The sequence below is a fragment of the Mesorhizobium sp. RCAM 06353 genome, from assembly GCF_059683585.1.
Genome location: NZ_JCASIY010000002.1, coordinates 379,158 through 394,170 on the forward strand (window position 1 = coordinate 379,158; position 15,013 = coordinate 394,170).

Below are 15,013 nucleotides of genomic sequence, written 5' to 3' on the forward strand. Positions count from 1 at the left end.
GCCATCCACCAAACTTCCGTCACGGTGGCTGCGCAGGGCATTCATTGAGACCGCCTTGGTTTTCGCGATGACCGCTCCGGTTCTGGCCGCCACCGACAACGGCAAGGTGACGGATTTCCTGCTCGACAACGGCATGGAGGTGGTCGTCGTCCCCGATCACCGCGCGCCGATCGTCACCCATATGGTGTGGTACAAGGTCGGCAGCGCCGACGAGCCGCCGGGCAAATCCGGCATCGCGCATTTCTTCGAGCATTTGATGTTCAAGGCCACAGCCAATCACGTCGCCGGCGAGCTGAACCGCGCGGTGGCCGAGATCGGCGGCTCGCACAATGCCTTCACCTCTTACGACTATACCGCCTTCTACCAGAGAGTGGCGCCCTCGGCGTTGGAGCAGATGATGGGCTTCGAGGCCGACCGTATGCGCAACCTCATCCTCACCGACGATGTCATCAAGACCGAGCGCGACGTGATCTTGGAGGAGCGCCGTTGGCGTATCGAGACCAACCCGCAGGCGGTGCTGGACGAGGAGGTCGACGCCACACTCTGGCAGAATCAGCCCTACCGCATCCCGATCGTCGGCTGGATGCAAGAGATAGAGCAGCTGAACCGCACCGACGCCGTCGCCTTCTACAACAAATATTATAACCCCAACAATGCCGTGCTGGTGGTGGCGGGCGATGTCGAGCCGGAGACGGTGAAGGCGCTGGCCGAGAAGACCTAAGGCAAGCTCCCGCGTGGACCCGAGCTGCTGCCGCGAGTCCGGCCGGTCGAGCCGGAGCAGAACACCAAGCGCACGGTGACGCTCACCGACGCGCGCGTGTCGGTGCCGAACTCTTCGACGCATTGGGTGGTGCCGTCCTATCGGACGGCTGAGCATGGCGAGGCCGAGGCGCTCGACCTGCTTGCCGAGATCCTCGGCGGCGGCAACCGCAGCCGGCTCTACCAGCAGTTGGTGGTGAAACAGGGAATAGCCACCGAGGCCAGCGCCAATTTCCAAGGCACCATGCTGGATGCCACCAACTTCGCCATCTACGCCTCGCCGCGCGGCGATGCCAAGCTCGCCGATCTGGAAGCGGCGGCCAATGCCGAAGTCGCCCGCATCGCCAAGGACGGTGTGACCGATGACGAATTGGACAAGGCCAAGGACCGCTATGTCCGCTCGGTGATCTTCGCCCAAGACGATCAGGACTACCTCGCCAACATGTATGGCTCGACGCTTGCCACCGGCGGCACCGTAAAAGATGTACAGGAATGGCCGGACCGCATCCGCAAGGTCACCGCCGATCAGGTGAAGGCCGTCGCCGCCCGCTATCTCGTGTCCGACCATTCGACCACCGGCTATCTCTTGCCCAAGACGGAGAATTGATGTGACGAGGAACCAACACCGTGCCGCCTTTGCACAAGCCCTGCCTTTTCAGCTTTCAGCGGCACAAGGCAGCGTCGCGCGCCTCGCCACCCCGCTGGCCATCGTCCTTCTCGCCACCCTCTTCCTCATCCTTCCGGCGCTCAGGGCCCATGCGGCGATGAATATCCAGGAGGTGAAATCTGAAAAGGGCATCACCGCCTGGCTGGTCGAGGACCATACGCTGCCGATCATCACCATCCGCTTCGCTTTCGACGGCGGCTCTACCCAGGACCCGGCGGGCAAGGAGGGGCTGGCGAACCTGATGGCCGGCCTGTTCGACGAGGGCGCCGGCGGTCTCGACAGTGATGCATTCCAGGTGAAGCTTGACGACGCCGGCGCCGAGATGAGCTTCGACGCAGGGCGGGACGGCATCTATGGCTCGATACGCCTGCTTTCCGAGCGCCAGGACGCCGCTTTCGATCTGGTCAGGCTCGCGGTGAACAGGCCTCGCTTCGATAAGGAGCCGGTCGACCGCATCCGCGACCAGCTTCTCTCCGGCATCATTGCCAACGAGCGCGAACCTCACGCGATTGCTGAGCTTGCATGGCGGCGCAGACTCTACGGCACGCATCCGTATTCGAGGCCAGACGAGGGCACCAAGCAAAGCCTCGCCCGCATAACGCCCGCCGATCTAAGCGCCTTCCACGAGTCCGCTTTCGGTCGTGACGGGCTGCACGTGGCGGTCGTCGGCGACATTGATGCCAAGGCCCTGAGCGCAAGGCTCGACCAGTTGTTCGGCGATTTGCCTCAGAAGCAGGCGCTCGCCCCGGTACCTGATGTCACCCCACAGCTCGGCCGGCGGATGTTTGTCGCATACGACCTGCCCCAGACTGCGCTCCAGCTGGTTTTTCCCGGCATCGGACGCAGCGACCCACAATTCTATGCCGCGCAGCTGATAAACGATATACTCGGAGGCTCGCCATTTACCTCACGTCTGTTCCAGGAAGTGCGCGAAAAGCGCGGCCTTGCCTACGGTGTCTCCTCTAGCTTGGAAGGCTACCAGCATTCCAACACGCTTGTGGTAACCACGTCGACGCGCTCCGACAGGACGGCCGAGACGCTCGACCTGATAAGCCAAGTAATCAAGGAGCTGGTGAACACAGGGCCAACAGCGGCCGAGCTCGAAGCGAGCAAGAAGTATCTGATCGGCGCCTATGCCATCAACTATCTGGATTCCTCCAGATCGATTGCAGCCACGCTCGTCGGATTGCAGCTCGACAATCTCGGCACCGACTACATCCAGCGCCGCTCCGCCCTCATCGATCAGGTGACGCTCGACCAGGTCAAGGCTGCGGCGAAGAAGCTGCTTTCGGCCGTGCCCGCCTTTATGGGCGTTGGCCCGCGGCTCGCGGGTGCCTGCGACGGTGAATAATCTCGCGCTCTAAAGTAATTTTCTGAACGACTCCGCCACCATCGAGTGGCGATGATCGAGGCTGGCGCCGACATCGACAACAATAGCTGGGGAATCGGCCTCTCTCATTGCTCGTGGTCTTACGCGGTGGCCCGTTCGCAGGTCCAAGAGATCGAGGCGATACGCGGAACGCCGGCGGGCGGCAGCGGCATCGCTGGACCCAGGAACCGACCGCCCGGGCATCGCGCCGGCGTCGATACTTTCGCGGATTGCCCGCTCGGTTGATGCCGCCATGACAAGGTCGACGAAGTGAGGCTGCTCGAATGACCACCATCGCCTACAAGGACGGCGTGATGGCCGCCGACAGTCGCGCCTACGCCGGTCATACCGGATACGCCGGCACCAAGATGAAAATCCGCCGTCTGCCCGATGGACGCCTGATTGGCGCCTCTAGCGACAGGGTTGGAGCGTGCGAGGCGATTCTGGACTGGTATGCAGCCGGCGCAGACGTCAAGAACACACCAGACGGCGTGGGTTCGCGGCGACGTCAATCTCCTGGTTGTTCACCCCGACGGGCGCGCTCAGATCGCCTACGCCAGCTGGACGCTGACCGGCATGCTGTCCAATCCCTATTTCGCGATCGGCTCCGGCGCCCAGCTGGCGCAGGCTGTTCTGGAGTTCGGCGGCACGCCTGAGCAGGCCGTGGAGATCGGCCTGCAAGCTCGATTGGGCTTCCGGGCTACCGGTCGTCTCTCTGAAGCATGGAACGCCCTCCCCTGCCCCGAAGAAGCGCAAGAGGAAGCGCAAATGATCGTCGCTGTTCACCGCGCCCAGCGCTCCAGCTTCTCGAAACTCTGCCCCATCCAAAATCCCGTGATCACGTCGCGTTGCAGATACCGTTTCGCGAACCACGAATTTGAAAGCGGGCTTTGAAAGCGATGCAGCGACCACACCGTCCATGTCCTGTTCGGCCTTGGCTTGTGTGAGGCGTCGCGGTTGCCACACTGGATCACTGCCTCGCGAAAGGTCCCGTCGGCTAGGGGCTCGTTTCCGACGATATCACGGCCATTGTCGCTTCCTGTCTGTCCGTGCCAGGCGACTTCGGTCCATCCTGCGCGAACATGGCAGGCAAAGAAGTGGCTTTCGGCAAAAGCTCTGTGGAGTCACAGAGCAGGTGGAGAATACTGCCGGATTGCGCCTGCGACGCGCCTGATTTCCCCGACTGGCCGAATTTCCGTTACGATCCCGCTGCGTTAGAGCTGCTGGAGAAGGCATTTCTGCTTCGCCCGGGCGAACTGTTCGGTGCATTCCGCCATGTCAGTCCCAATGATCGGGATACGCTGAGAATCGAATTGATTAGCGATGAAGCGCTGAAGACCTCGGAAATCGAAGGCGAGATCCTCAATCGTGACAGCGTGCAATCTTCGCTGCGCCAGCAACTGGGGCTCGATAACAATACAAGCAGCATTCCTCCGCAAGAGCGCGGCATCGCCGAGATGATGGTCAGTCTCTACCGGGCCTATGCCGACACCCTTACGCACGAAACTTTGTTTGGTTGGCACAAGATGGTCATCGCGGGGCACCGCAGCATCCAGGTGATAGGCGGTTACCGCACGCATGCGGAGCCGATGCAGGTCGTATCCGGGCGCATCGACAAGCCGAAGGTGCATTTCGAGGCGCCGCCCTCGGCACGCGCGGGCCCCGAAATGGACGCCTTCATCGCCTGGTTCAACGGGAGCGCGTCGGATCATCGGCGCGCCTTGCCGGCACTGACACGCGCGGGGATCGCGCATCTGTATTTTGAGAGCATCCATCCTTTCGAGGACGGCAACGGGCGTAGCGGCCGAGCGCTTTCGGAGAAGGCATTGGCGCAGAACCTCGGCGAGCCGAGCCTTATCGCGCTGGCGTACACGATCGAGCGGAACCGCAAGGCTTACTACGACACGCTGGAGCGCTCCAACAAGGACAATGAGATCACCGATTGGCTGGTGTATTTCGCGGAAACGATCCTCGAAGCGCAAAGCAATACGTTGAAGCGCATCGACTTCTATATCGATAAGGCGCGCCTTTTTGACCGGCTGCGCGGTAAGCTATCCCCCCGGCAGGAGAAAGCCATCACCCGTATGTTCCGAGAGGGCATCGAGGGCTTCAAAGGCGGCCTTAGCGCCGATAACTATCTTCGGATGACTAAAGCGTCCCGAGCCACTGCTACACGTGACCTCCAAGACCTTGTCGAAAAGGGCGCGCTGATGCGCACCGGCGAGCGTCGACACACGCGATACCATCTAAACCTGAAGCAATAGTCGTCATGCGCTCGGAGTCTCGGTACGCGCATCGGCGCGACATATATGGCGACGATAAACAGCGCCCAGCTGTAGTCTTGCGCATTGCCAGCAGCGTGTTGCAGTTCGCTCGTTATGAACTGCATGAGGCCCTCTGCCTCGTCTTTCAGCGGGGCCCAAGGACGATCCGTCCGTCGAAGCCTATCGGCAAGAGGTCGATCACGAGCGTTCCGCCTTCGCCGTCCGGGTGCGGGAAATAGCAGCCTATGCGGCTCCAGCGGCGTTTCTTGCCTTCGACCTTGGGATCGGTGACGTGGTAGGCGTAGAGCGTGATCTTTCGGTCGGTTCGCCTCTCCGCCACCTCCACTGCTAATAGCCTGGCGGCCACCTTCTTCCTAACCGGCCAGGCTCCAGACTCCTCGGCTCGTTCAGCGTCGGCCCTGGCCTGCCTGTCGACGACAGCGTTCGGCGGCGACCACCATCGTTTTCATCCCAACCCCCTCAGTGCCCCGGCCAATTCGAGAAGCTTCCTATCCCCCCGCCGCGGCAGCACGCTCAATCGTCTTCCGCACGAGCAAGATATCGTCCCAAGCCGCAAGCGCTTCGCGCTCGGCGCTGTCCGATGTCCGACAATGTCGGATACGCAACATAGCAGAGCCCGGTTTATCACATTGCCGAAACGGTTTTCTCATTGGCACGGTACGTGCGTGTTCCTGCGCAAACGTGTCACGGACCAAGGAGAGCCGTCCCATGATCACCTCACCAACAAATATGCCGCCGCGCGCCTCCCGGACCCATCCAAAGATGACGCTCGAGTGCGGCCTGGCAACACGAAGACGCTTGCTCATCCGGCTCGGCGCTGCCCGCCGATCCACCTTCTACCACCAAAAGAAGAGACACGGACGCAGCGCCTTCAAAATGAGGAACAAATCACTTTGCCTCGAACCTTGTCGATCATCCGGCCACCACAACCTGAGCCATCCACCAAACTACCGTCTCGGTGGCTGCGCAGGGGCATTCATTGCGACCGCCTTGGTCTTCGCGACGACCGCTCCGGTTCTGGCCGCCAACGATCATGGCAAGGCGACGGATTTCCTGCTCGACAACGGCATGGAGGTGGTGGTCATCCCCGATCACCGTGCGCCGATCGTCAACCATATGGTGTGGTACAATGTCGGCAGCGCCGACGAGCCGCCGGGCAAATCTGGCATTGCCCATTTCGTCGAGCATCTGATGTTCAAGGCAGCGACTATCAACCATGCCGCCGGCGAGTTCGACCGTGCCGTGGCCGAGATCGGCGGCTCGCACAATGCCTTCACCTCTTACGACTACACCGCCTTCTATGAGACGGTGGCGCCTTCGGCGTTGGAGCAGATGATGAGCTTCGAGGTCGATCGCATGTTCACCCTCATCCCCACCGACGATGATATCAAGACCGAGCGCGACGTGATCATCGAGGAGCGCCGCTCGCGCATCGCCAACAATCCGCAAGCCGTGCTGGACGAGGAAGTCGACGCCACGCTGTGGCAGAGCCAGCCCTACCGTATCCCGGTCATCGGCCGGATACGGGAGATGGAGAAGTTGAATTGGATCGACGCGGTCTCTTTCTACGACCTATATTATAGGCCGAATAACGCCGTGCTCGTGGTGACCGGCGATGTCGAGCCGGAAACGGTGAAGGCGCTGGCCGAAAAGACGTATGGAAAGGTTTCGGCAGGTCCTGGTTTAGCCCGCATCCGCCCGGTCGAGCCGGAGCAGAACACCAAGCGCACGGTGACGCTGACCGACGCGCGCGTTTCGGTGCCCCGCTTTTCCACGCAATGGGTGGTGCCGTCCTATCATACGGCCGAACTTGGCGAGGCCGAGGCGCTCGACCTCCTGGCCGATATCCTCGGCGGCGGCAACCGCTGCCGGCTCTACCAGCAGCTGTTTGTGAAGCAGGGCATTGTCGCCGAGGCCGGCGTCAATTTCCAGGGCACCATGCTGGATGCCACCAACTTCGCCATCTACGCCTCGCCGCGCGGCGATGCCAAGCTCGCCGATCTGGAAGGGGCGGCCAATGCTGAGGTCGCCCGCATCGTCAAGGACGGTGTGACCGATGACGAGCTGGGCAAGGCCAAGGACCGCCGTGTCCGCTCGGTGATCCTCGCCCGCAACAACCCCGCCTGCTTGGCACACATGTATGGCTCAACGCTTGCCACCGGCGGCAGCGTAAAAGATATCGAGGAATGGCCGGACCGCATCCGCAAGGTTACCGCCGATCAGGTCAAAGCGGTTGCCGCCCGCTATCTCGTGCCCGACCATTCGACCACCGGCTATCTCTTGCCCAAGACGGAGAATTGATGTGATGACGAACCAACACCGTGCCGCCTTTGCTTCCCCTTGTGATCTTTTCACGGGGAGTGTAGTTCGGTTCGGTGGGCTAGTGGGGTTTAAGCCCGCCGAGCGGTTTTGGCGGCCCTTGGGAGGCATCTGCCGGTTCAGGCGGCCGACTCGCCTGATTGTGGCATGCTCCTCCTCACGCCAGCATCTCTTCGGGTGGTAGAGGACCCCGATCATGGTCCGCAGATTGAAAAGCGCAGGCCCCCTGCATGCACTGTGTGCGGATGGCGAAGCCGACTTCCGATTTTTTCGCCTAGCGAGAACCGCGAGCATCTATTAGAGAATTCAAAGTATCCTCCTTTCCAGTTTGGGGACGGTGGTCTACCAGCTGTCTGGCCGAGCCCTAATACGTTCCCGCGCTTGCGGAAATACACCGAAACCCTGCCGACATACATCTCCGCTGCGCTGAAGAGGAATCCGGTATTGCCCCTGTGCCTGCCGATGGTCCGTCACTTGAGATCCCCCGACTTGTTTGGACCCATTGATCGCCTGCCGGCACTTGGCATGCCGATTAGCGAGCGGACATTCGAGGTCCTCAACCCGTCGACCGGCGAAGTGCTGGCAGAGCTTCCCGACATGGGTGTCGAGGAAACATGCGCTGCGATCGACAAGGCATATGTCGCCCAGCCTGGATGGGCAGGATTGACCGCACGTGAGCGCAGCGACGTTCTGTGGCGTTGGCATCAGTTGATCATCGACCACGCCGACGATCTCGCCTCTATACTCACAGCGGAGATGGGCAAGCCGCTTGCCGAAGCCAAATCGGAGGTGTCGCATGCTGCGGCGTACCTGCAATGGTACGCCGAGGAGGCCAATCGCATATATGGCGAGACGATCTCCGCACCATCGACGGACCGCCGCATGCTGGTGATCAAGCAACCGATCGGCGTCGTGGGAACGATAACACCATGGAATTTCCCAGCCTCGATGGTCGCGCGCAAGATCTCGCCAGCCTTGGCGGCGGGCTGCACCATCGTGCTCAAGCCCGCTGAGCAGACGCCGCTCGTGGCTGGCGCAATGTTCGCCCTCGCCCACCAGGCCGGCTTTCCCGAAGGCGTCGTCAACCTGATCTATGCGTCCGAAGGTGATGCGATTGGCCGTGAACTTTGCGCCAATCCCAAGGTCCGCAAGATCAGCTTCACCGGATCGACCGAGGTTGGCCGGCTACTGATGCGCCAGTGCTCGGAGCAGATCAAGAAGGTCAGCCTCGAGCTCGGCGGCAATGCACCTTTCATCGTCTTCGACGACGCCGATATCGACGCTGCAGTCGACGGTGCGATCCAGGCGAAGTTCCGCAATGCCGGCCAGACTTGCGTTTCGGCGAACCGCCTTTACGTTCAGTCGAACGTTCACGATGAGTTCGTCGAGAAATTCGTTGAGAAAGTCCGCCGCTTATCGGTCGGCGACGGCTTCGCTCCCGGAGTGGACATCGGTCCGCTCATAGACAAGCATGCTCTGGCCAAGATCGAATCCCATATCGCGGATGCGGTCGAAAAAGGCGGCACAATTCGATGCGGGGGCAATCGCATCGGCAAGGATGGCACGTTTTTCGAACCAACGGTCCTCACCGAGATTTCCAGCGTCATGGCGGTTGCGCAAGAAGAGACATTCGGGCCGCTGGCGCCGATCATTCGCTTCGACGATGCGGATCAGGTCGTGCGTGAGGCCAACGACACGATCTACGGCCTCGCCGCCTATTTCTATGCCTCAAACCTGAAGCGTGTCTGGAGTGTGGCCGACGCCTTGGAATATGGCATGGTCGGTATCAACACGGGACGCATGTCCTCGGAAGCGGCACCTTTCGGCGGGATCAAGCAGTCCGGTATTGGGCGGGAGGGTTCCCGCCATGGCCTCGAGGACTACCTCGAAATGAAATATCTCTGCATGGGCGGCATCTGAGGCAATCGCACGAGCGATCTCCGAATACGGGAACGCGGTATCGTTGCTCGACGCGGAGCCGACGCGCGGCTCCGCACCCGTGCAGAGGCAATTCTGAAGTACTGGCTGGGTGTATCTCTGGACGAGACGAGCGTCTGCATTGTCAAGAAGAGGGCGCGCGTTGACGGAGGACAAGCTTGCGAGCGATCAGGCGATCCTCGCCGAGAAGGCCTCGAGGTTTCAAGTTGCAGCTAGTCTAGGCAAGTGGCCCGAGCGAGGTACCTTGTTTGCAGTGGCGCGCCGCGTGGGCCGGTAGATCAGCGGCTTCATCGATCCGCCCATCGCAGCGAGCCCACTGCTCGATCGACTGAAGCTTCTACGGGCGGCCTGGATCTTGATACGCAGACGCTTGCCGGTAGCCTACGGCATCGCGTGGCTCGCCTGCGTCCAGCAGGGCGAACGGTACTTGACCGATGCTTGCGCGACATCAGCTCAGATCGGCATCGGGCAATCCTTGGGGTCTGCGCGTGGAATAGGAGGCAGCGACCGGGACATTATGGTCGAGAGCGGTCCGGGTCCTTAAGCCAAGCGCCGTCATACTCGAAAAGGATGGTTTCCGTGCCTCGGACGCGATTGCTCCTCGCCATTCCGATCGGGCGTATGCGACCGTCCAGATCGATATGCACCTCGAACTCAGTCATCGCGCGATGATGCGACTGGCCGCCTGAGATGGACGTGCTTAGGCAGATCGGCGCTGGCCAGCGCCTGACCGACGCTGTCGTTTCTGATGTCGGCGACTTGAACTCAGGCCCTCTAGCAGGCCGAGCGCCTGCAGGACGCCGGCATAAATGCCGATGCTGACGTTGTAGCGATGATATCCTTGCACGACAGTGCCAAAGGTTCATCGGCCAGGTATTGCTGTGGACGAACCTCCCGGAGCGGGACACGCAACGTATCTGGGACTGCGGCCTTGGGATCGCAATCCGTTCATCATCCAGCCGTTTCGCTTCGCGCCAGATGTTCCCCACATTCAACCGCGGGTCCGTCAACCTGAGTGAGGGGGCCATCTGTCTCCGTCAGTCGGGAATTCGGTGACGAGGGAGCCCCCTCCGATCCGAGCGGGGTATCTCAGCAGCCACGGACAAATAGCAGCCGAGCGTCGCGTCTGACTGGGCGCAGGAGTTGTCGTCGTGGATCTGTTCATGCGGTGATGGACATGGAGATCTCGCGCCAGCTCACGGACGGCGCCGGCGCGATCATCCCGTCGAACAGACGCCGGCTGCGGTCGCTCATGCCGGCGATGTTTTCGATGCCACCATCGCATCGTCGGCCAAAAGCTCCTCGACGACGAGTTCCTCGCCCCTGGGCGCTGAGTCTATCCGGCCCTTCTTAATGCCGTCGGAAATCCCTCTCGAGACGGTTGGAGATTGCCTTCTCATATTCCATTCGCCGCAATCCTCATCAGCCGAACATTGCCGCCGCCCAACTTCTACTTCTGAACGCCAGGGGCACATACACCCTGAAACCGAATGCCCGGCAGGAGACTGAGCTCGCTGCCGGGCCGGGTACGCCTTGGGAGGTGGCGTAAGTCAGCGGCTTTTCGGGGCCATGAGACGACTTCTCCTCAGTCCGAACGCCTTTTGCCGTAGACCATGCATGTACCATACCAAAGCAAAAAAGCATTTAAGAACAACTGATAGATCAGATTATGCTACGTTGCGTATCCGACATTGTCGGGTATCGGACAACGCTGAACGTGGCTGAATGGCGCATGGATCAGCTTTCCCCGGGGGGATTATGTCCGCTATTCCTTGAGACAGCGCCGGGCAACCGGGACCTGCTGCACGCTAGGCACACCCTGATCGATTGCGACGGCTCTCGCAATCGAGTGCGACGTCTGACGCGATCACGTCGAGAAAGTCTTCGCGAGACAGAGTAATGGCCTGCTGACGCGCAGCGAGCAGTTCACGCTGGAATGCTGGATTGCGGCGTAAGTACTCCCAGCCCACTCGCGCAGCGTCAGACGAGCGGTGTAATCGTACGATCTTTCATCCCGCCAGTCAGCCTGATCAGCGCCAGTCACAAGAACTGTAGGCATGACTGTGCTCCCCTGCCCGCCTGCGAGGACGTCGAAACATCATGCCACTTGGCAAACCACCGGCGCCGAAAGCACCGGAGGTCAATGGCGCCGTTTTGTCGAAGCGATTGCCATTGGCACTGTCGAGGACAGGAGACGCAGTGCAAATAGCGACCAACCGACGAAACCGCGCGGCAACATCCAGCGGGGTGTGAGCGGGTCAAAAGAGTCGATTTCATAGCCGCTATCGACTTCTGCAGCCCGTTCCAGACGTTCCTTGAAGACGCGGTAGCGCGGACGGTGGATTGCACGCCGTTCGTCGGCACAGTTGTCGTAGCGCCGGGCGCAATAGGCTGCGTCATCGAATGCCTCCTCGGGGGAATTCCCCGCCATTGGAGGCGAATCTTCAAGCTACGGCAGCCTGTGCAGTTGCACAGTGAAGCCGACTTGTCAGTGAACCGAAAAACGAACCGGCGAGACGCGCAATCGCCTGTTTGGTGGGGTTCACGCCGAGCTTTCTCTGCGGGCGGTGTCGAGATGGAGCGCGGCCGCGCTCCGCTTGACCCTTGGATACAGCTGATTTCCCAGGCAGACTTGCCAGGCACTGCTCATTTTGCAGACACACCAATCGGCGCAGCGTCATCGACACACCGTACACCATGGCCTCTCGCCGAAATACTCCACCGAGCCGGAGCGCCCGGTCTCCTGGACCCTCGTACCGTTGCATATCGGATGACGAGCCCAATGCAGGCCAAGTTGTCATGGGGACCAGTCGCATGCGTCCGTTCGAACGCAGCTTGCTGGCGCGATGGATGGACTTCGAATACGGCAAGCGGACGGCGACGCCAAGAATCCTGGCGAGGGCTTGCACAACCATCAGGTCGGCCAGCCGGTGGGCTCGTTCCCTTTTTCTCGGGTCCCCGACTCTTTCGCTGGCGGCGTGTAGTTTTAGACACGCAGCCGGTCTTGTCGCTCAGATCGTCCGTCAACTCATGGGTATCTGCCGATCGAAGCCGGGTACGTGAAGCGTCTTGGAGCGAAGATGTTGCGTTCAACTGTGAGCATCACTGCTTGAGTTCTGCAGTGTCCTGCGAGCTCGCACACGAGATCGATCAGGCGCTTACGGATGCAGTCATTGTCGGATTTCCGACGATGTCGGACATGAGACACATCGCCATCAGAGTGATCGCATTGTTCTGAAACGATTTTTCTAGTTGGCACGACACATGCAGTCCTATCCGCAAACGCACTGCCGCGCCGCACCGACTGAGAAGAACCCACCTGATGATTACGCTTTTCGAACATGCGGTCGCCGCCGCGAACACTGAGCGTTCCCGAGCCGACGGAAGCCATTGCGCCTTCATTCCTCTGGTTATCCCGACATGACCGAATTCGATTTCCGCCCCACACTGAACGCTCCCGACGATGATCCCTACCTTTGGCTCGAAGATGTGGAAGGCGAACGGGCCCTTGACTGGACCGCCAGCCAGTCGGCAAGGACGCTGAAGCACTGCGGGGGAACGCGGTTCGAGCGCGACCGCGCGGCTCTGACGATGATTTTCGACCGTCCCGACAAGATTCCCCTGATCACGCGCCGCGGTCAGTACCTCTACAATTTCTGGCAAGATGCCGGAAATCCGCGCGGACTGTGGCGCCGGACCACCCTTGCCGCCTACATGAAGGCGGATCCCCAGTGGGAGCTACTGCTCGATCTGGATGCCCTCGCGGCTAGCGACGGAGAAGACTGGGTCTGGGGCGGCGCGTCGATCGAGCCGCAGAGACGCGAAAAGGCCGTTCTGCGCCTGTCGCGCGGTGGCAGCGACGCGGTCGTACATCGCGAATTCGACCTGATGTCTCTGAGCATTGTCGCTGACGGTTTCAATCTCCCGGAGGCCAAGGGCTCCATTGATTGGCTCGACCCTGACACGCTTCTGCTTTCCAGTGCGCTTGGTGATGGCATGGCCACCCGCTCCGGCTACGCGCGCACCGTGCGGCTGTGGAAGCGTGGCGCGGATCCCCTCACCGCGCCGGTAATCTTCGAGACCGGTTCCGAAACCCTCGGCGTGTCTGGCTATCTGGACCGCACCACCGAGAGCGAGCGCCTTTGGTTCATTGAGAATACTGGCTTCTTCGAGCAGATAGTCCGAACCGGCGACAAGAGCGGGCCGAAGATTGAAATCGACCTTCCTCGGGACGCCTGGTGGGATGGCTTCGGCGACTGGCTGGCGGTAAAGCCGCGCAGAGCATGGACGGTTGCCGGGACGACCTATGACGCCGACGCGCTGATTGGCATCTCGCTTTCCTCCTTTCTGGCCGGCGAGCGCGGATTTAGTACCCTGTTTGAACCAGCCGAAAGGCGTTCCCTGCAGTCATTCTTCTGGAATGAGGGGAAACTCGTCAGCTCCTACTTCAGCAACCTCGTTCCGCGATTCGAGATGTTCACCCCCGGTCCCCAGGAATGGACGCGCCGAACCCTGGACACCGTGCCCGGCGCGAACAATGTCCAACTCTGGTCACTCGACGCAGAAGGTCACGAAACCAATGGAGAGGTCTTGGTCTGGACTCAGGATCCGATTACGCCGCCGCAGCTTTCCCTATTCGATCTCAATGCCGCGCCGCCTCTCAGCGCTTCACTAATCCTGAAGCGCAACCCGGAGAATTTCGACGCATCCGCACTGGTGGTCACGCGCCACGAGGCGGTCTCGATCGATGGTGAGATGATCCCCTATACGCAGGTCGGCCCGGCGAACGGAAACGGGGATGCCCCGGTTCACCTTACCGCCTATGGCGGGTTCGGCATATCGCGCCTGCCCCACTACAACTCCTCGATCGGCAAGCTGTGGCTCGAACGCGGCGGCACGTGCGTGGTGGCGAACATACGGGGCGGCGGCGAGTTCGGCACCCGCTGGCACGAGGCGGGGCGCAGGGAGGGCAAGCGCCTCACCCACGACGATTTCGCCGCCGTTGCCGCCGACCTGGTGCGAAGGGGCATTACGCGGCCGTGGCGGATTGCCGCCGAGGGCGCCTCAAATGGCGGCCTCCTGATCGCCAACATGCTTACCCGCTATCCTGAGCATTTCGGCGCGCTGTTCTGCACAATCCCGCTTATCGACATGCGCCGCTACACCAAGCTTTTGGCGGGCGCGAGCTGGATTGACGAATATGGCGATCCCGACAAGCCGGACGATTGGACTTTCCTGAAAGAAATCTCCGCCTATCACGCGGCGATACCCGGAGAGCCCTATCCGCCTATCCTACTCGCCACCACGAAACGCGACGACCGCGTCCACCCAGGCCACGCCCGCAAGATGGCTGCAAAGCTGCAGGCTCTTGGATATCCCGCTTACTTTTACGAGCCCAGCGCGGGCGGGCACGGCTACGGCAAGGACAATCGCGAGCGGGCCGCATTCATTGCCCTGGGCAACAATTTCCTTCGCAGTGCGATCGGTTGGCAAGCCGATAGCGGTCGATAGGTAGGCGCAACCCAGAGGATGACTACGTTTCAAATAAAGTTAGCACATGTCGATGATTGCGGAAGCGTGCAAATAATGTCGGCATAGTCTCATGCAGAATGAGCATGAGGCTCCATCAATATAAGTTAATCCGAGGAGACTCTTAGTAGTGCAGTTCATCATTTC

General features: G+C 60.9%; 9 protein-coding genes and 3 pseudogenes. 7 read left to right on the forward strand and 5 right to left on the reverse strand.

Annotated elements, in window-relative coordinates; all coding sequences use genetic code 11:
• The first annotated feature begins 67 nt into the window (after nt 1-67).
• The 4 genes and pseudogenes from AC56QX_RS38130 (at nt 68) to AC56QX_RS38145 (ending at nt 5,059) form a co-directional block, all read left to right on the forward strand.
• Nucleotides 68-1,366 (forward strand): annotated as a pseudogene (locus AC56QX_RS38130) (M16 family metallopeptidase).
• Nucleotide 1,367: 1 nt separating this feature from the next.
• Nucleotides 1,368-2,777, forward strand: a complete 1,410-nt coding sequence (locus tag AC56QX_RS38135; RefSeq protein ID WP_497118484.1) for a M16 family metallopeptidase — start codon at nt 1,368-1,370, stop codon at nt 2,775-2,777.
• A gap of 471 nt (nt 2,778-3,248) precedes the next feature.
• Entirely contained in the window at nt 3,249-3,689 is a 441-nt protein-coding gene (locus tag AC56QX_RS38140) for a hypothetical protein (RefSeq protein ID WP_497118485.1), read from the forward strand.
• Between the two features lie 188 nt (nt 3,690-3,877).
• Entirely contained in the window at nt 3,878-5,059 is a 1,182-nt protein-coding gene (locus tag AC56QX_RS38145; protein ID WP_497118486.1) for a Fic family protein, read from the forward strand.
• Between the two features lie 145 nt (nt 5,060-5,204).
• On the opposite strand, the gene AC56QX_RS38150 is transcribed toward AC56QX_RS38145, so the two are convergent.
• Nucleotides 5,205-5,399, reverse strand: coding sequence for a hypothetical protein (locus tag AC56QX_RS38150; RefSeq protein ID WP_497118487.1), 195 nt, complete (start codon nt 5,397-5,399; stop codon nt 5,205-5,207).
• A 671-nt stretch (nt 5,400-6,070) separates the two neighbouring features.
• Between AC56QX_RS38150 and AC56QX_RS38155 the strand changes: the two genes are divergently transcribed.
• Nucleotides 6,071-7,381: a M16 family metallopeptidase gene (locus AC56QX_RS38155; protein ID WP_497118488.1), complete on the forward strand. Its 1,311-nt coding sequence runs from the start codon at nt 6,071-6,073 to the stop codon at nt 7,379-7,381.
• A gap of 480 nt (nt 7,382-7,861) precedes the next feature.
• Nucleotides 7,862-9,319 (forward strand): NAD-dependent succinate-semialdehyde dehydrogenase, encoded by a 1,458-nt coding sequence (locus AC56QX_RS38160; protein WP_497118879.1) that lies wholly within the window; start codon nt 7,862-7,864, stop codon nt 9,317-9,319.
• 545 nt (nt 9,320-9,864) lie between these two features.
• On the opposite strand, the pseudogene AC56QX_RS38165 reads toward AC56QX_RS38160, so the two are convergent.
• The 4 genes and pseudogenes from AC56QX_RS38165 to AC56QX_RS38180 all read right to left on the reverse strand — a co-directional run.
• Nucleotides 9,865-9,999 (reverse strand): annotated as a pseudogene (locus tag AC56QX_RS38165) (type II toxin-antitoxin system HipA family toxin); the annotation flags it as partial.
• A pseudogene (locus AC56QX_RS38170) lies at nt 9,992-10,163 on the reverse strand (XRE family transcriptional regulator); the annotation flags it as partial. The pseudogenes AC56QX_RS38170 and AC56QX_RS38165, both read right to left, overlap by 8 nt.
• A 982-nt stretch (nt 10,164-11,145) precedes the next feature.
• On the reverse strand, nt 11,146-11,307 hold the full coding sequence (locus AC56QX_RS38175) for a hypothetical protein (protein ID WP_497118489.1): 162 nt from the start codon (nt 11,305-11,307) through the stop codon (nt 11,146-11,148).
• Between the two features lie 170 nt (nt 11,308-11,477).
• Entirely contained in the window at nt 11,478-11,768 is a 291-nt protein-coding gene (locus AC56QX_RS38180) for an acyl-homoserine-lactone synthase (protein WP_497118491.1), read from the reverse strand.
• A 989-nt stretch (nt 11,769-12,757) separates the two neighbouring features.
• Between AC56QX_RS38180 and AC56QX_RS38185 the strand changes: the two genes are divergently transcribed.
• Nucleotides 12,758-14,848: a prolyl oligopeptidase family serine peptidase gene (locus AC56QX_RS38185; protein WP_497118492.1), complete on the forward strand. Its 2,091-nt coding sequence runs from the start codon at nt 12,758-12,760 to the stop codon at nt 14,846-14,848.
• The last annotated feature ends 165 nt before the right edge of the window (nt 14,849-15,013 follow it).